Below are 17,038 nucleotides of genomic sequence, written 5' to 3'. Positions count from 1 at the left end.
GTGCGCCGTACCTGTTGTTGCAATCTCCAACGGGAGGTTTCCTTGCACCGCCGTCGTCGCACCGCGCTCCTCCTCACCACGGCGATCGCCGCCGCAGCGCCCCTGCTCACCGCCTGCGGCAACGACGCGCATCAGGGCGCGGCGGCCGTCGTCGGCGACCAGCGGATCACCGTCGCCCAGCTGGAGAACCGCGTCGACGAGGTGCGCGAGGCCCAGCGGGCCGCCGTCCCGGACGACGCCCAGTATGAGCAGGTCCTCGCACGCACCGGCGGCCTCGCCCGCGACACCCTGCACAGCATGGTCCTCGACCAGGTCCTGCACCGCGCCGCCCAGGACGCGGGCGTGACCGTCACACGCAAGGACGTCCAGCAGATGCGCGGCGGCCTCGAGGAGCAGGCCGGCGGTGCCAAGCAGCTGGAGACCGCCTGGCTGCAGCAGTACGGCGTCGCCCCCGGCCGTCTCGACGACAACCTGCGCATCCAGCTGGAGGCGCAGAAGCTCGCCGAGAGCCTCGGGACCGACACCAGTCGGCCCGAGTTCTGGCAGGCCCTGTCCGAGGCGTCCAAGAAGCTCGACGTCGACCTCAACCCGCGCTACGGCGCCTGGGACGTCCAGAAGAGCAGCCGCGTCGACACCGAGGTGCCGTGGGTGCGGGAGATCACGGCGGCGCAGACGCGGCAGACGGCATAACGGCCCTGCGGGCCCTGCCGGGACGGCACGGGCCCTGCGGGCCACCGGCCAGGCTGTGGAAACTGCGGACGACGGCCCTGTGGACAACGGCCCTGTGGACAACTCATGGGGCTGTCGGCCGCGTGCGTTACGTTCTGAGGGTGAACGCAACCGCCGCCGACACCACCCCCGGCACCTCCCCCGACCCGGGCCGCGTCGTCCTCCTCACCACCAGCCATCGCGTCGCCCCCGGCCTGCTCTCCTGGCCCGCCTGGCAGGCCCTGCGCACCGCCGACCGCGTGCTGTGCGCCGACGCGACGCACCCGCAGCTGCCGTACCTGCGCGAGGCGGGCATACGGGTCGACGAGGCGGCCCCGACCGCCGAGGAACTGGTCGCCGCCTGCGCCGGCGGTCGCACGGTGGTGGTCGTGGCGACCGGTGAGGGCGACCCCGCCCTCACCGACGGACTGGCCCGCCTCGCCGGATCGGGCCGCGTCCGCATGCCGGACCTCGAGCTGCTCCCCGCCTCCTACGACCTTCCGGGTGCGCGCCTGCTCGACCTCGTCCAGGTCATGGACCGCATCCGCCTCGAATGCCCCTGGTCGTCCGAACGCACCCACAAGGGCCTGGCCAAGTACGCCATCGAGGAGGCGTACGAACTCGTCGAGGCGATCGAGGACGGCGACCGCGAGGAACTCCGCGAGGAACTGGGCGACGTACTCCTCCAGGTCGTCTTCCACGCCCGCATCGCCGAGGACGACCCCGACGCCCCGTTCTCCATCGACGACGTGGCCGGCACCATCGTCGCCAAACTGATCCACCGCCACCCGCACGTCTTCGGCGACGAGACGGCCTCCACCCCCGAGGAGGTCAGGGAGCACTGGCTGCGCACCAAGGCGGCCGAGAAGCAGCGCACCTCGGTCACCGAGGGCGTCCCGCTCGGTCAGCCCGGCCTCGCCCTCGCGGCCAAGCTCGCCTCCCGCGTCCGCACCGCGGGCCTCCCGGTCCCCCTCCCCACCGGCGAGGGCATCGGCTACGAACTCCTCGCCCTGGCCGCACGCGCCGAGGCCGGCGGCACGGACCCCGAGGCGGCCCTGAGAGCGGCGGCACGGGCGTACCGGGACGCGATCCGGGTGGCGGAGGCCGCCGGGGACTGAGACCGAGGGCGAGTATCCAGGGCCCGCGGCCGAAGGCACACCGGCGCCCGGAACACCTCCGGCCCCCCGGATACGGTCAAGGGGTGACCGACCACCCCACACCCGACCGCCCCACGCCGGGCCATCCCACGCCCGACCGCCCCACGCCGGGCCACTCCACGCCCGACGGCCCCACGTCGGGCGACCCCGCGCCCGACGGCCCCACCCCCGAGCTCTTCACCTGGGAGTTCGCCAGCGACCCCTACCCCGCCTACGCCTGGCTGCGCGAGCACGCCCCCGTGCACCGCACCCGGCTGCCCAGCGGAGTGGAGGCCTGGCTGGTCACCCGGTACGCCGACGCCAAGCAGGCCCTCGCCGACCCGCGGCTGTCCAAGAACCCGGCGCACCACGACGAGCCCGCGCACGCCAAGGGCAAGACCGGCATTCCGGGGGAGCGGAAAGCCGAGCTCATGACCCATCTGCTGAACATCGACCCGCCGGACCACACCCGGCTGCGGCGGCTGGTCAGCAAGGCGTTCACGCCCCGCAGGGTCGCCGAGTTCGCACCCCGGGTGCAGGAGCTCGCCGACGACCTCATCGACCGGTTCGCCGGCACGGGTTCCGCCGACCTGATCCACGAGTTCGCCTTCCCGCTGCCCATCTACGCCATCTGCGACCTGCTCGGCGTACCCCGCGAGGACCAGGACGACTTCCGGGAGTGGGCGGGCATGATGATCCGTCACGGCGGCGGGCCACGGGGCGGGGTCGCCCGGTCGGTGAAGAAGATGCGGGGCTATCTCGCCGACCTCATCCACCGCAAGCGCGCGGCCCTGCCGGCCGAACCCGGCCCCGGCGAGGACCTCATCTCCGGGCTCATCCGCGCCTCCGACCACGGCGAGCACCTCACCGAGAACGAGGCCGCGGCGATGGCCTTCATCCTGCTCTTCGCCGGTTTCGAGACCACCGTCAACCTGGTGGGCAACGGAGTGCACGCCCTGCTCACCCACCCCGAACAGCGGGCCCGCCTGCAGACGTCCCTCGCCGCGGGCGAGCGCGGCCTGCTGGAGACGGGCGTCGAGGAACTCCTGCGGTACGACGGTCCCGTGGAGCTGGCCACCTGGCGCTTCGCCACCCGGCCGCTCACCATCGGCGGGCAGGAGATCGCGGCCGGCGACCCCGTCCTCGTCGTCCTCGCCGCCGCCGACCGGGACCCGCAGCGGTTCGCGGACCCGGACACCCTGGACCTCTCCCGCCGGGACAGCCAGCACCTCGGGTACGGCCACGGCATCCACTACTGCCTCGGCGCCCCGCTCGCCCGGCTGGAGGGGCAGACCGCGATCGGCACGCTCCTCACCCGCCTCCCGGACCTGCGCCTCGCCGCCGACCCGGCCGAACTGCGCTGGCGCGGCGGACTCATCATGCGCGGTTTGCGCACCTTGCCCGTCTCGTTCACGCCGGTCGCGTCGTCGTCGGCCGACGACGGCCCGCCGTCGACGCAAAGGTGACACGCGCTCAACTCTGTGATCTTCACGTGATCTGCGCGGCATGAACTTGTGACAAGCGATCATCTGCCTATACGTTCACGAATCAGCGTGGCGCCCCGAGCACCACCCGTCGCGCGGTCCCCGTTGTCTCGTGAAAGGTCGTCGCATGCTCTCCGGGAACGGTCGTCACCGCCGCCCCCGCCAGGCTCCCGCCCTGGTCGTCGCCGCCGGAGTGACCGGCTCCGCCATCGCGATCCCGCTCCTCGGCGCCACCGGCGCCCACGCGGCCGACGGGGCGAGCTGGGACCGGGTCGCCGAGTGCGAGACCGGCGGCGCCTGGAGCCAGAACAGTGGCAACGGGTACTACGGCGGCCTGCAGCTGTCCCAGGACGCCTGGGAGCAGTACGGCGGCCTGGAGTACGCGCCCAGCGCCGACCAGGCCAGTCGCTCCCAGCAGGTGAGAGTCGCCGAGAAGATACACGCGGACCAGGGCATCGCCGCCTGGCCGACGTGCGGTCTGCTCGCGGGCCTGGGCGACGGCTCGGCGTCCGCCGGCGGTGGCTCGGGTACGGCGGGTGACGGCTCGTCGGAGGGATCGGACACCTCGAAAGAGCCGTCGGGCCTTCCCGGACTCTCCGGTGCGTCCGGCTCGACCGGCTCGTCCGGCTCGTCCGGTTCGACGGAGCCGGCGGATCCCACGTCCGAGGCGTCCCCTTCGGCTCCTTCCTCTCCCGCGTCCCCTTCCTCGCCCTCCTCGCCCTCCGCTGACCCTTCGTCGGACAGCGGGGACGATTCGACCAAGTCCGACACGTCCCCCGGCTCCGGGTCCACGGAGAGCGGCGAACCGCAGAACACCGGCGCTTCACCCACGCCCTCCCAGGAAGCCGGCGAATCGGACAAGCCGGGGCGGAATGACGGCTCTTCGGCCCTCACCGACACGGAGGAGTCCGGCGCGGGCCGGCACCGGGGCGGCAGTGCCGACGAGGGGGCGGTGGACGGTCGTACGGGCGAGTCGTCGGGGCGGCACGCCTCGCGCGGTGAGGGTGACGCGCGCCAGGCCGTGGACGGCTCGTACACCGTGCGTTCCGGCGACAGCCTCTGGGGCATCGCCGACTCTCTTGAGCTGGACGGCGGCTGGCGTTCGCTCTACGCCGGCAACAAGGAGGTCGTCGGCGCCGACCCCGACCACATCCTGCCCGGTCAGACGCTCACGGTCACGGGCGAATCGGGCGAAAAGTAGGGGGAGTTCGCGTCACGGTTAGAGATCGTATGTCCGTTTTGGATCTCGTGAGAGATAGGTCTCAGAAGCCGTGATCGTCTTTGTAAATCCGCGGAGCGCGTGACTACGGTCATGACCGCCCGTCATCGCGGGCCCCGGCTGCCGCAACGCCGAATCCTGCCAGCGGCCGTCCGGGAACAGTCGTCGCGTCAAGCGCCGAAGGCAGGAGCGGGGGACCCAAGGTAAGTGCCGCACCGGGCAGTTGAACCGGAGCGGCTAGGGGTGGAGCCGAGTTCCGCGAGGAACCCGGCCGGGCAACTCAACCGGCCCGAACCCGACAGCTCACCTCGCAGGCGTCGGTGAGGGGATCAACCATGCTGTTTTCCGGCAAGGGCAAGCACCGCCGTCCGTCCAAGGCCACCCGTGTCATCGCCGTCGCCGGTGTCACCGGTGCCGCCGTCGCCGCCCCGCTGATGGCGGCCGGCAACGCCTCCGCCGCCACCGCGTCCGAGTGGGACGCCGTCGCCCAGTGCGAGTCCGGCGGCAACTGGTCCATCAACACCGGCAACGGCTACTACGGCGGCCTGCAGTTCTCCGCCTCCACCTGGGCCGGCTACGGCGGCACGCAGTACGCCGCGACCGCGGACCAGGCCAGCAAGGCGCAGCAGATCGAGATCGCCGAGAAGGTGCTCGCGGGCCAGGGCAAGGGCGCCTGGCCGGTCTGCGGCACCGGCCTGTCGAACGCCGCGTACACCGGCGGCGGCTCCGGTGAGAGCCAGGACAGCGGCTCCTCCCAGGGCTCCGGCTCCTCCCAGGACTCCGGCAGCTCCGAGAGCGCGCAGAGCCAGGGCAGCGGCTCCGGCGCCGACCGCTCCGCCGAGCAGAAGGCCTCCCGCTCCGCCGAGCGTCCGGCCGCCGAGAAGACCGTCACCACCCCGACCGGCAAGAAGGTCGAGAAGGGCGACGGCGAGTACAAGGTGGTCACGGGCGACACCCTCAGCTCGATCGCCGAGGAGCACGACGTCGAGGGCGGCTGGGCCGAGCTGTTCAAGCTGAACGACGACATCGTCGACGACGCCGACCTGATCTACCCGGGCCAGCAGCTGCACCTGAAGTAGGCAGCAGCTCCCCTTGCTCCCGCTCCGGCGCGTGTTCCCCCGTACGCGCCGGAGCGGGATTTTCATGCCCTGACCCCGCACCCCGTTCCACCCTGACCCCGCACCCCGTTCCCGCCCTGATCCCGCACCCCGTTCCCGCCCTGATCCCGGCTCCGTTCCCGCCCTGATCCCGGCTCCGTTCCCGCCCCCGAATCCGGCCGGGTTTGCGGAAACGTCTTTGTTCCGTTCGGAAACAATTTACTCTCGGTTCTGTCCAGCGGGTGGGCCATCGGCTGGCCGATCGCCCGGAGCCGGTTAGGCTCGGTCCCGCAGAGCCGCTGCGGTCCTGTGGACCCGCGCGTCACACCGAAGCGTCACATTGAAGAAGGAGATGCTCGTGCCGTCCATCGACGTCGTCGTAGCCCGGGAAATCCTGGACTCCCGAGGCAACCCCACGGTCGAGGTCGAGGTCGGCCTCGACGACGGCAGCACGGGTCGTGCCGCCGTTCCGTCCGGCGCCTCCACCGGCGCCTTCGAGGCCATCGAACTCCGTGACGGCGACTCCAACCGTTACCTGGGCAAGGGCGTCGAGAAGGCCGTCCTGGCCGTCATCGAGCAGATCGGCCCGGAGCTCGTCGGCTACGACGCCACCGAGCAGCGCCTGATCGACCAGGCGATGTTCGACCTGGACGCCACCGACAACAAGGGCTCGCTCGGCGCCAACGCCATCCTCGGCGTCTCGCTCGCCGTCGCCCACGCCGCCTCCGAGGCCAGCGACCTGCCGCTCTTCCGCTACCTGGGCGGCCCCAACGCGCACCTGCTGCCGGTGCCGATGATGAACATCCTGAACGGCGGCTCGCACGCCGACTCCAACGTGGACATCCAGGAGTTCATGATCGCCCCGATCGGCGCGGAGTCCTTCTCCGAGGCCCTGCGCTGGGGCGCCGAGGTCTACCACACCCTGAAGAAGGTCCTGAAGAGCAAGGGCCTGGCCACCGGCCTCGGCGACGAGGGCGGCTTCGCCCCGAACCTCGGCTCCAACCGCGAGGCCCTCGACCTCATCCTCGAGGCCATCAAGGAAGCCGGCTACACCCCCGGCGAGCAGATCGCCCTCGCGCTCGACGTCGCCGCGTCCGAGTTCTACAAGGACGGCTCCTACACCTTCGAGGGCAAGGAGCGCACGGCCGCCGAGATGACCGAGTACTACGCCGAGCTGGTCGAGGCGTACCCGCTGGTCTCCATCGAGGACCCGCTGTTCGAGGACGACTGGGACGGCTGGAAGATCCTCACCGGCAAGCTCGGCGACAAGGTCCAGATCGTCGGCGACGACCTGTTCGTCACCAACCCGGAGCGCCTGGCCCGCGGCATCGAGGAGAGCGCCGCCAACGCCCTGCTGGTCAAGGTCAACCAGATCGGTTCGCTGACCGAGACCCTGGACGCCGTCGAGCTGGCCCAGCGCAACGGCTTCAAGTGCATGATGTCCCACCGTTCCGGCGAGACCGAGGACGTCACCATCGCCGACCTGGCCGTCGCCACCAACTGCGGCCAGATCAAGACCGGCGCCCCGGCCCGCTCCGAGCGCGTCGCCAAGTACAACCAGCTGCTGCGCATCGAGGAGATCCTCGACGACGCCGCGGTGTACGCCGGCCGCAGCGCGTTCCCGCGCTTCAAGGGCTGACCGCGGCCCCGAGAGGCAGCGTCGTACGTACGTCCCCGTACCCGGTCCCGTACCGTGTGCGGGGACGTACGCGTGTGCACGGGAGGCGGAGACCAGGATGGCCGTGAAGGACCGGGACCGTTTCTCCACCGCGACCAGGATCCGGATCATCGGGGAGCAGACCGCGGCCCGGGTCTACCGCTCGCAGACCAAGCGCCAGGCCCGCCGCTCCCGGCTGACCGGCCGGGCCGCGCTGCTCGCGATGGTGCTCTGCTCGCTCGTCGTGGCGCTCGCCTATCCGATACGGCAGTACGTCGCCCAGCGTGCCGAGATCGCCGATCTGCGGCGGGAGCAGCAGGAGACCCGGGACCGGGTCGAGGAACTGCGCGACCTCAAGGCACGCTGGCAGGACGACGCCTACGCCGAGCAGCAGATCCGGCTGCGGCTGCACTACGTGATGCCGGGGGAGACCGGGTTCGTCGTCGTCGACCCGGACGCGGCCAGGAAGGCCCGCGCCGAGGCCGGTGCCGCCGACCGCCCCTGGTACCGGAACGTATGGGACGGGGTCGACAAGGCCGACACCGCCGCCCGCCGGCAGTGAACCGACAGCGCCGGCAGTGACTCAACAGGAAGACCAGCAGAAGACAGCCATGCAGACTCCCCCGCCGACCACCCCGCGCACCGAGCCCACCGACGCGGACGTCGAGGCCTTCAAGCAGCAGCTCGGACGACCCCCGCGCGGCCTGCGCGCCATCGCGCACCGCTGCCCCTGCGGCCAGCCGGACGTCGTGGAGACGGCGCCGCGGCTGCCCGACGGCACTCCCTTCCCCACGCTGTACTACCTGACGTGCCCGAAGGCGGCCTCCGCCATCGGCACGCTGGAGGCGAACGGCGTGATGAAGGAGATGACCGAGCGCCTCGCCACCGACCCGGAGCTGGCCGACGCCTACCGGGCCGCGCACGAGGACTACATCCGGCGCCGCGACGAGATCGAGGAGCTGACCGGCTTCCCGAGCGCGGGCGGCATGCCGGACCGGGTCAAGTGCCTGCACGTGCTGGTCGCCCACTCGCTGGCGGCCGGTCCCGGCGTCAACCCGCTGGGCGACGAGGCGATCGCGATGCTGCCCGAGTGGTGGCGCAAGGGGCCGTGCGTGTCCCTTCCGGCTCTCACGGACGAGGAGGACGGCAAGTGACCCGTGTAGCCGCCGTCGACTGCGGTACGAACTCCATCCGGCTGCTGGTCGCCGACGCCGACCCCGGGACCGGTGAGCTGACCGACCTGGACCGCCGCATGACCATCGTGCGGCTCGGCCAGGGCGTCGACCGCACCGGGCGGCTGGCCCCCGAGGCGCTGGAGCGGACCTTCGCCGCCTGCCGCGAGTACGCCGGGATCATCAAGGCGCACGGCGCGGAGCGGCTGCGCTTCGTGGCGACCTCGGCCTCCCGGGACGCGGAGAACCGGGACGACTTCGTGCACGGGGTGCTGGACATCCTCGGCGTGGAGCCGGAGGTCATCTCGGGCGACCAGGAGGCCGAGTTCTCCTTCACCGGCGCGACCAAGGAGCTGGCGGGCCGCGACCACCTCGAAAAGCCCTACCTGGTCGTCGACATCGGCGGCGGCTCGACCGAGTTCGTCGTCGGCGACGACCACGTGCGCGCGGCCCGCTCCGTGGACGTCGGCTGCGTGCGGATGACCGAGCGGCACCTGGTGCGCGACGGGGCCGTGACCGACCCGCCCACCGCCGAGCAGGTCGCGGCGATGCGGGCCGACATCGAAGCCGCCCTGGACCTCGCCGGGGAGACGGTGCCGCTGCGCGAGGCGCGCACGCTGGTGGGGCTGGCCGGTTCGGTGACGACCGTCTCCGCGATCGCCCAGGAGCTGCCCGAGTACGACTCGGCCGCCATCCACCACTCCCGGGTCTCCCGCGCGCGCGTCCGGGAGATCACCGACTGGCTGCTGCGCTCCACGCACGCCGAGCGCGCGGCCGTCCCCTCCATGCACCCCGGCCGCGTGGACGTGATCGGAGCGGGCGCTCTCGTACTGCTGTCGATCATGGAGCGGACGGGTGCGGAGGAGGTCGTCGTGAGCGAGCACGACATTCTCGACGGGATCGCGTGGTCGGTGGCGTAGGTGTCCGCGGTCGTGGTCCGAGCGGGACGGGCGACGGCTGAGCGCGTTCCGAGGGGCCCTCCGGGGCCCCTCGGTGACATCCTGTCGGGAAACTTCGTGAAGTTCTTCACAAGGAATTTGGTCCTGCCGGACGACATAAGCGCGCCGGTTGACCCTTTTGGGGGTTCAACAGCCCTTTGAACGCGTTCAGGGCGGTGTTCCGCAAGGGGTCCAGAAGGATGCCGCGGGATGGTGGTCCACTGCCCTCGGAGGTGCGGAGAAGCAGCTCACGCGGCATTGACAACGGAGCGCACTACACGCTGGTTCCTTCCCCCGCCATGATCTCCGTCACGTGGGCGGCGGATAGTAGCACAGCCTTCACCGAAGCTTGTGAAGGGGCGCACGAACCACCCCCCTCGGGCGGGTGGATACTCGATGGCATGAGCACCACGGAGCGTCCCAGGATCCTCGTAGTAGGCGGTGGGTACGTAGGCCTGTACGCAGCTCGACGCATCCAGAAGAAGATGCGTTACGGCGAGGCGACCGTCACCGTCGTCGACCCGCGGTCGTACATGACCTACCAGCCCTTCCTCCCCGAAGCCGCCGCCGGCAACATCTCCCCGCGGCACGTCGTCGTCCCCCTGCGGCGCGTGCTTCCGAAGGCGGAGGTTCTCACCGGCCGGGTCACCACCATCGACCAGGACCGCAAGGTCGCGCGCATCGCCCCTCTGGTGGGCGAGGCGTACGAGCTGCCGTTCGACTACCTGGTCATCGCCATGGGCGCGGTCTCCCGCACCTTCCCGATCCCCGGCCTCGCCGAACAGGGCATCGGCATGAAGGGCATCGAGGAGTCCATCGGCCTGCGCAACCACGTACTGGAGCAGCTCGACAAGGCCGACTCCACCACCGACGAGGAGATCCGCCGCAAGGCGCTCACCTTCGTCTTCATCGGCGGCGGTTTCGCCGGTGCGGAGACCATCGGTGAAGTCGAGGACATGGCCCGCGACGCGGCCAAGTACTACCGGAACGTCTCCCGCGAGGACATGCGTTTCGTCCTCGTGGACGCCGCCGACAAGATCCTTCCCGAGGTCGGCCCCAAGCTCGGCCAGTACGGCAAGGAGCACCTCGAGGGTCGCGGCGTCGAGGTCTACCTGTCCACCTCCATGGACTCCTGCGTCGACGGCCACGTGGTGCTGAAGAACGGCCTGGAGGTCGACTCCAACACCATCGTGTGGACGGCCGGCGTCAAGCCGAACCCGGCGCTCTCCCGCTTCGGTCTCCCGCTCGGCCCCCGCGGTCACGTCGACTGCCAGCCGACCCTCCAGGTCACCGGCACCGACTACATCTGGGCCGCGGGCGACAACGCCCAGGTGCCCGACCTCGTCGGCCGCAAGGCGGGCAACGAGAACGCCTGGTGCCCGCCGAACGCCCAGCACGCGCTGCGCCAGGCCAAGGTCCTCGGCGACAACGTCGTCTCCGGCATGCGGGGCTTCCCGCAGAAGGAGTACAGCCACGCCAACAAGGGCGCGGTGGCGGGCCTCGGCCTGCACAAGGGCGTGGCGATGATCGTCATGGGCAAGATGAAGATCAAGCTCAAGGGACGTCTCGCCTGGTACATGCACCGCGGCTACCACGGTCTCGCGATGCCGACCTGGAACCGCAAGATCCGCGTCTTCGCGGACTGGACGCTCGGCATGTTCCTCAAGCGCGAGGTCGTCTCCCTCGGCGCGATGGAGACCCCGCGCGAGGAGTTCTACGAGGCCGCCAAGCCGGCGCCGGCCGCCGCGCCGAAGGCCGCCGACAAGGGCGAGCAGGCCGCGAAGTCGGAGAAGACCGAGGAGAAGGCCAAGGCCTCCTGACCTCCGGCCGTCCGTACCCGCGTACCAGCGGGGCGTGCAGTACCGGCAAGACCTTGCAGCACCCGCAGTTCCCGTAGTACCGGCAGTACCCGTAGTACCCGTAGTACCCGTAGTGCCCTCGAAGGGGTCGCCCGCCATCCGTGGTGCGGGCGGCCCCTTCGTGCTGTGCCGACCGGGCGAAAATCTCGTGGTGTGCACAGGTGTTTTGCTCGGTCGTCACGCGCGCCGGGGACTGTACGGCGGGCTCCCAGGTGTTTACGTGGTGTTGGACATTCCGGGATCGCTCGTCACGGAGGTATGCCATGGCTGACGCCGCGCTGCGGCTGCAGAACCTCTTCGAACAGTTGCTGGGAACACCACTCCCGGTGCGCATCCGTGCCTGGGACGGTTCGCAGGCGGGTCCGCCGGGCACGCCGACCCTCGTCGTCCGCAACCGCAGGGCCCTGCGCCGCCTGCTGTTCAAACCGGGTGAACTGGGCCTGGTCCGCGCCTGGGTGGCGGGCGACCTCGACATCGACGGTGACCTCTACGCCGCTCTCGGGCTGCTCGCAGGTCTCGTCTGGGAGCGCGGTGACGACGCCCGCGGTGTCGTCGAGGCGCTCCGCGACCCGGAGGTCCGGGCGGCCGTGCGCGGTCTGGTCCGGCTCGCCGGGCCGCCGCTGCCGCCCGCCCCGCCACCGGAGGAGGTCCGCCGGGCCCGCCGCCACCTGCACACCAAGCGCAGCGACAGGCGGGCCGTCAGCCACCACTACGACGTCGGCAACGACTTCTACGAGCTCGTCCTCGGCCCCTCCATGGTCTACTCCTGCGCCTACTGGCAGGCCCCCGAGGCCGAGGGCGGCACCCTGGAGGACGCCCAGCGCGACAAGCTCGAACTGGTCAGCCGCAAGCTCGGCCTGAGCCCCGGCCGGCGCCTGCTCGACGTGGGCTGCGGCTGGGGCTCCATGGCGATCCACGCGGCCCGCGAGCACGGCGTGAGCGTCGTCGGCGTCACCCTCTCCCAGGAGCAGGCCGCCTACGCCCGCAAGCGGGTCGCCGACGAGGGGCTCACCGACCGGGTGGAGATCCGCGTCCAGGACTACCGGGACGTCGCCGACGGGCCGTACGACGCCATCTCCTCCATCGGTATGGCCGAGCACGTCGGCGCCGAGCGCTATCTGGAGTACGCCGTCGACCTGTTCAAGCTCCTGGCGCCCGGCGGGCGGCTGCTGAACCACCAGATCGCCCGGCGGCCCCAGCGCGACGAGTCCGCCTACACCGTGGACGAGTTCATCGACGCATACGTCTTCCCCGACGGTGAACTGGCCCCGGTCGGCAGCACCATCACCCAGCTGGAACGCGCCGGGTTCGAGGTGCGCGACGTGGAGTCGATCCGTGAGCACTACGCGCTCACCCTGCGCCGCTGGGTGGCCAACCTGGAGTCCGGCTGGGCGGCGGCCACCCGGCTCGTCAGCCCCGGCCGGGCCCGCGTCTGGCAGCTGTACATGGCCGCCTCCGCGCTCGCCTTCGAGCGCAACCGCATCGGCGTCAACCAGGTCCTCGCCGTGAAGACCCCCGAGCCGGGCGGCTCCGGGATGCCGCTGCGCGCCCGCACCTGGAACTGATCCCGCGCCCGTCGCACGCGAGAGGGCCCCGCTCCCACCCGGGAACGGGGCCCTCCTCGTGCGTACCGGCTACTCCGCCTTGATGGCCTGGAGCATGTTCAGGCGCGCCGCCCTGCGGGCCGGCCACAGCGCCGCCAGGACGCCCACGGCGGCGGCCAGCAGAAGGAAGACACCCATCCGGGCCCAGGGCAGGACCAGTTCGTACGTCGGGATCGTCGTGCCCATCAGCTGTCCGGCCGCCCAGCCGAAGAACACGCCGAGACCGATGCCGAGCACACCGCCGAAGAGGGAGATCACCAGGGACTCCAGGCGGACCATCCGCTTGATGCCCTTGCGGTCCAGGCCGATCGCCCGCAGCATGCCGATCTCCTGGGAGCGTTCGAAGACCGACATGGCCAGAGTGTTGATGACACCGAGGACGGCCACGATCACCGCCATGGCCAGCAGGCCGTAGAGCATGTTCAGCATCAGCGTGAACATCTTCGCGACCTCGTTGGAGATGTCCTGCTTGTCCTGGACCTGGATCGCCGGGTTGGTGTCGAGCGCCTTCACCAGGCTGTCCTTCGAGGCAGCGGAGGCCCCGTCGGACATCTTCACCATCACCTGCATGTCGACCGGGTCCGACTGGTGCGGGGCGACGTTGGCGAGGTCGACCATGATGCCGCGGATCATGTCGTTGCCCTCGTAGACCCCGGCGATCCTCAGCTGCTGCTTCTTGCCGTCCTCGTAGGCGACGGTGAGGGCGGAGCCGGCCTTCCAGCCGTGGTCCTCGGCGGTGTCGGTGTCCACGACGACGTCGGTGCCGCCGATCCGGAAGGCGCCCTGCTCGACCTTCACGTCGGCCAGCTCGCCGATCGTGGAGCCGTCGACGCCGGTGAGGTACTCGGTCTGCCCGCCGATGCGGGACTCCGCGTTGCGCAGGGGGCTGATGGCGGTGACCCCGTCGGCCTCGCGCAGCTTCTCGGCGACGTCGGGGCTGAGGTAGTTGCCGTTGGCCATGGAGACCACGTAGTCGGCCTCGATCGCCGCCGCCGCCATCTTGTCGATCGACTTCTGCAGGCTGCCCGCCATCACCGTCATGCCGGTGATCAGGGTGAGGCCGATCATCAGCGCGGAGGCGGTGGCGGCGGTGCGGCGCGGGTTGCGCACCGAGTTCTGCCGGGCGAGCTTGCCCGAGACGCCGAACACGCGCAGCACCGGCGCGGCGGCGGCGATCAGCGGACGGGACAGCAGCGGCGTCAGGATGAACACGCCGATGATCAGCAGCACCGCGCCCATGCCCATCGGGGCCTGCCCGTCGGAGCCCTCCATCGTCGTCGCCGCGAGGACGACCGCGACGCCGGCGGCCGAGAACAGCGCGCCCAGCGTGTTGCGCAGCACCAGCGACTTCGTCGTGGCCGTGGCGTGCACGCTGCTCATCGCCGCGACCGGCGGGATCTTCGCCGCCCGGCGACCGGGCAGCCACGCCGCCAGCATGGTGACCAGGACACCGACCGCGAGGGCCGCGACGACCGTGTTGGGGGAGACGACCAGCGGTCCGTCGGGCACGACCGCGCCCAGCGAACCCATCAGGGAGCGCATCCCGGCCCCGATGCCGATGCCCGCGAGCAGGCCGGTCACCGCGGCGACGACGCCGACCACGAACGCCTCGATCAGCACCGACCGCGTGACCTGCCGGCGGGAGGCGCCGACCGCACGCATCAGCGCCAGCTCCTTGGTGCGCTGGGCGACCAGCATCGTGAAGGTGTTGGCGATGATGAACGTGCCGACGAACAGCGCGATGCCGGCGAAGACCAGCAGACCCTGCTTCATGCCGCTCATCGACGAGGCGATCATCTCCGCCTGGTCGTCGGCCAGCTTCTCACCGGTGGTGGTCTCGACGAGGTCCTTCGGCAGCGCCGCGTCGAGCTGCGCCTTCAGCGCGGCCTGCGTGACACCGGCCTTCGCCTTGACGGCGATCTCGTCGTACGTGCCCGTCTTGCCGAAGACCTTCTGCGCGGTCGCGGTGTCGAACAGGGTGAGGGTGCCGCCGGCCGCGACGTTGCCGTCGTCGGTGGTGAAGACGCCGGTGACCTTCGGGGTCAGCACCGGGCCGTCGATGGACATCCGCACGGTGTCGCCGACGCCGTAGCCGGTGCGCTCGGCGGTTTTGGAGTCGATGATGATCTCGCCCTCGCCCTTCGGGGCGCGCCCGTCGACCAGCGGGTACCGGGGGTCCTTCTCCCCCCAGTAGTTGCCGCCCTGCGTGCTCCAGCCGTCGCCGATCAGGTCGCCGTCCTTGTCGGCGACGGCGGTGAAGCCGGTCACCACGCCGATGGCGGAGGCCGCCCCGGGCACCTTCGCACTGTCGTCGAGGAGGGCCTCGGTCAGCTCGGGGGCCTCGCCGACCTTGTCGCCCTCCGCGTCCTGGTACTCGGTCGTCACGGCGACGTCGACCTGGTCGAAGCCCTTGGCGGAGCTGTTCTGCAGGGCGTCGGTGATGGTGTTGGTGAAGACCAGGGTGCCCGACACGAACGCCACGCCGAGCATCACGGCGAGTACGGTCATCAACAGCCTGGCCTTGTGCGCGAGAACGTTGCGCAGGGCGGTACGGAACATGGGTCTTCTCTGTCGGAGGTACGGAGTCACGGACGTACGGCGTCACGGACGTACGGAGGTACGTGCGCACGGAGGTACGTACGCGTCAGGGGTGGGGTCGGGCCGGCCGGCGACGGGTCGGTCGACGACGGGTCAGCTGGTGCGGCCCTTGGCGTCGAACTGCTTCATGCGGTCCAGCACCGAGTCGGCCGTCGGCCCGTACACCTCGTCGACGATGCGTCCGTCCGCGAGGAAGACCACCCGGTCCGCGTAGGCGGCGGCCACCGGGTCGTGCGTCACCATCACCACGGTCTGCCCCAGCTCCCGCACCGAGTTGCGCAGGAAGCCCAGCACCTCGGCGCCCGAGCGGGAGTCCAGGTTCCCGGTCGGCTCGTCACCGAAGATGATCTCCGGACGGGAGGCCAGCGCCCGGGCCACGGCCACGCGCTGCTGCTGGCCGCCGGAGAGCTGGGAGGGACGGTGGCCGAGCCGGTCGGACAGCCCGATCATCCCGATCACGGAGTCCAGCCACTGCTTGTCCGGCTTGCGGCCCGCGATGTCCATCGGAAGGGTGATGTTCTCCAGCGCGCTCAGCGTCGGCAGCAGGTTGAACGCCTGGAAGATGAAACCGATCTTGTCCCGGCGCAGCTTGGTCAGCTGCTTGTCCTTCAGCGAGCCCAGTTCGGTGTCGCCGATGCGCACCGAGCCCGAGGAGAAGGTGTCCAGCCCGGCGACGCAGTGCATCAGTGTGGACTTGCCGGAGCCGGAGGGGCCCATGATCGCGGTGAACTCGGCCTGCCGGAAGTCGACGGAGACCCGGTCCAGGGCGACCACCTGGGTCTCGCCCTGGCCGTAGATCTTGGAAAGCTCCGTGGCACGTGCGGCCACGGTGGTGGACCGGTCGGCTGAGGGTTCCCCCGGCCGGAGGCTGGGGGAGGGTGCGGTGGTCACGGGAAGGGCGCTCCTGTCGGTACGGCGTGTGTGCGGGGACGTTCTCCATCCTTCCGGACGGGAGGCGCCGTGTAGTCAGCCGCTGTTCCGGTTCCGATGGGGGACTTCGGTCGGACCCGGGGAGCCGGCGTCATACCTGGGGATGACGGACGCCCCTGACGTGCCCGCCCGTGACGCCCCTGACATGTCCGCCCGCGACGCCTCTGAGGTGCCCGCCCGCGACGTCCTGGCGTCCCTGACATGCCCGCCCGCGAGGCTCCTGACGGCGCCGCCGTGACGGCCCGGGCGCGAGAACGGGGCGGACGCCCTTGTAGAGACGGTGAAATTCCGTCATTCCGTATGCGTGGCCGATCGCCGCACGCAAGGGTGTTGGCACGTGTGGAAGGCACCGACCCGGAGCTGATGACCCCTCAGGCGCCAATAAAATAAGACAACATCGCTCCGCCCGCCCGCTGTGCGAGGGGCCCGTCCCGATAGGCTCGGGGCACTCGAAGCGGAGCCCATGGCCTGCCCGGATGGTGGAATGCAGACACGGCGAGCTTAAACCTCGCTGCCCCTTCGCGGGCGTGCCGGTTCAAGTCCGGCTCCGGGCACTCTCCTCGCGGCCGGTGTCGCCCGGCCCGGGCGGGCCGGGCGACACCGTGCCCTTTTCACGGCGAGGGACACGGAGTACGA

At 70.9% G+C, this 17,038-nt stretch carries 13 protein-coding genes, 1 tRNA gene and 1 riboswitch; of the genes, 12 read left to right on the top strand and 2 right to left on the bottom strand.

The window, feature by feature from the left end; all coding sequences use genetic code 11:
* Positions 1-42: 42 nt before the first annotated feature.
* The 11 genes from ACP4J0_RS00465 to ACP4J0_RS00415 all read left to right on the top strand — a co-directional run bounded on the left by ACP4J0_RS00465 (position 43) and on the right by ACP4J0_RS00415 (position 12,835).
* Entirely contained in the window at positions 43-690 is a 648-nt protein-coding gene (locus ACP4J0_RS00465; RefSeq protein WP_426596576.1) for a SurA N-terminal domain-containing protein, read from the top strand.
* Between the two features lie 140 nt (positions 691-830).
* Positions 831-1,826: a nucleoside triphosphate pyrophosphohydrolase gene (locus ACP4J0_RS00460; protein ID WP_426596575.1), complete on the top strand. Its 996-nt coding sequence runs from the start codon at positions 831-833 to the stop codon at positions 1,824-1,826.
* Between the two features lie 83 nt (positions 1,827-1,909).
* On the top strand, positions 1,910-3,310 hold the full coding sequence (locus ACP4J0_RS00455) for a cytochrome P450 family protein (protein ID WP_426596574.1): 1,401 nt from the start codon (positions 1,910-1,912) through the stop codon (positions 3,308-3,310).
* Between the two features lie 145 nt (positions 3,311-3,455).
* Entirely contained in the window at positions 3,456-4,529 is a 1,074-nt protein-coding gene (locus ACP4J0_RS00450; RefSeq protein ID WP_426596573.1) for a transglycosylase family protein, read from the top strand.
* 183 nt (positions 4,530-4,712) lie between these two features.
* Positions 4,713-4,879: riboswitch (cyclic di-AMP (ydaO/yuaA leader) on the top strand.
* Positions 4,880-4,882: 3 nt separating this feature from the next.
* Positions 4,883-5,626, top strand: a complete 744-nt coding sequence (locus ACP4J0_RS00445) for a transglycosylase family protein (protein ID WP_426596572.1) — start codon at positions 4,883-4,885, stop codon at positions 5,624-5,626.
* Between the two features lie 376 nt (positions 5,627-6,002).
* Positions 6,003-7,283, top strand: coding sequence for a phosphopyruvate hydratase (gene eno, locus ACP4J0_RS00440; RefSeq protein ID WP_426521279.1), 1,281 nt, complete (start codon positions 6,003-6,005; stop codon positions 7,281-7,283).
* A 97-nt stretch (positions 7,284-7,380) separates the two neighbouring features.
* The gene (locus tag ACP4J0_RS00435) at positions 7,381-7,863 is read left to right on the top strand and encodes an FtsB family cell division protein (protein ID WP_426596571.1); all 483 of its coding nucleotides are present in this window, start codon (positions 7,381-7,383) and stop codon (positions 7,861-7,863) included.
* A gap of 49 nt (positions 7,864-7,912) precedes the next feature.
* The gene (locus ACP4J0_RS00430) at positions 7,913-8,455 is read left to right on the top strand and encodes a DUF501 domain-containing protein (RefSeq protein ID WP_426596570.1); all 543 of its coding nucleotides are present in this window, start codon (positions 7,913-7,915) and stop codon (positions 8,453-8,455) included.
* Positions 8,452-9,393, top strand: coding sequence for an exopolyphosphatase (locus ACP4J0_RS00425; protein WP_426596569.1), 942 nt, complete (start codon positions 8,452-8,454; stop codon positions 9,391-9,393). The genes ACP4J0_RS00430 and ACP4J0_RS00425 overlap by 4 nt, the downstream gene beginning before the upstream one ends.
* Positions 9,394-9,812: 419 nt before the next feature.
* On the top strand, positions 9,813-11,231 hold the full coding sequence (locus ACP4J0_RS00420; RefSeq protein WP_426596568.1) for an NAD(P)/FAD-dependent oxidoreductase: 1,419 nt from the start codon (positions 9,813-9,815) through the stop codon (positions 11,229-11,231).
* 302 nt (positions 11,232-11,533) lie between these two features.
* Positions 11,534-12,835, top strand: coding sequence for a class I SAM-dependent methyltransferase (locus ACP4J0_RS00415; protein WP_426596567.1), 1,302 nt, complete (start codon positions 11,534-11,536; stop codon positions 12,833-12,835).
* Positions 12,836-12,904: 69 nt separating this feature from the next.
* Here ACP4J0_RS00415 and ACP4J0_RS00410 read toward each other — a convergent pair whose 3' ends face one another.
* Together ACP4J0_RS00410 and ACP4J0_RS00405 are read right to left on the bottom strand one after the other, a co-directional pair.
* Positions 12,905-15,433, bottom strand: a complete 2,529-nt coding sequence (locus tag ACP4J0_RS00410) for an ABC transporter permease (protein ID WP_426596566.1) — start codon at positions 15,431-15,433, stop codon at positions 12,905-12,907.
* Positions 15,434-15,565: 132 nt separating this feature from the next.
* Entirely contained in the window at positions 15,566-16,363 is a 798-nt protein-coding gene (locus ACP4J0_RS00405; protein WP_426596565.1) for an ABC transporter ATP-binding protein, read from the bottom strand.
* Between the two features lie 509 nt (positions 16,364-16,872).
* On the opposite strand from ACP4J0_RS00405, the gene ACP4J0_RS00400 reads away from it, so the two are divergent.
* Positions 16,873-16,956 (top strand) — tRNA-Leu (locus ACP4J0_RS00400).
* Positions 16,957-17,038: the final 82 nt, after the last annotated feature.

It is taken from the genome of Streptomyces sp. WG7, assembly GCF_049975785.1.
Lineage (GTDB): Bacteria > Actinomycetota > Actinomycetes > Streptomycetales > Streptomycetaceae > Streptomyces.
Note: the sequence above shows the minus strand (reverse complement) of the source record. Positions and strands in the feature narration are given on the sequence as shown.

Coding starts and splice junctions, on each gene's coding strand:
- ACP4J0_RS00430 (WP_426596570.1), top strand. CDS start 7,913: ATGCAGACTCCCCCGCCGACCACCCCGCGCACCGAGCCCACCGACGCG.
- ACP4J0_RS00410 (WP_426596566.1), bottom strand. CDS start 15,433: ATGTTCCGTACCGCCCTGCGCAACGTTCTCGCGCACAAGGCCAGGCTG.
- ACP4J0_RS00415 (WP_426596567.1), top strand. CDS start 11,534: ATGGCTGACGCCGCGCTGCGGCTGCAGAACCTCTTCGAACAGTTGCTG.
- ACP4J0_RS00435 (WP_426596571.1), top strand. CDS start 7,381: ATGGCCGTGAAGGACCGGGACCGTTTCTCCACCGCGACCAGGATCCGG.
- ACP4J0_RS00420 (WP_426596568.1), top strand. CDS start 9,813: ATGAGCACCACGGAGCGTCCCAGGATCCTCGTAGTAGGCGGTGGGTAC.
- ACP4J0_RS00450 (WP_426596573.1), top strand. CDS start 3,456: ATGCTCTCCGGGAACGGTCGTCACCGCCGCCCCCGCCAGGCTCCCGCC.
- ACP4J0_RS00445 (WP_426596572.1), top strand. CDS start 4,883: ATGCTGTTTTCCGGCAAGGGCAAGCACCGCCGTCCGTCCAAGGCCACC.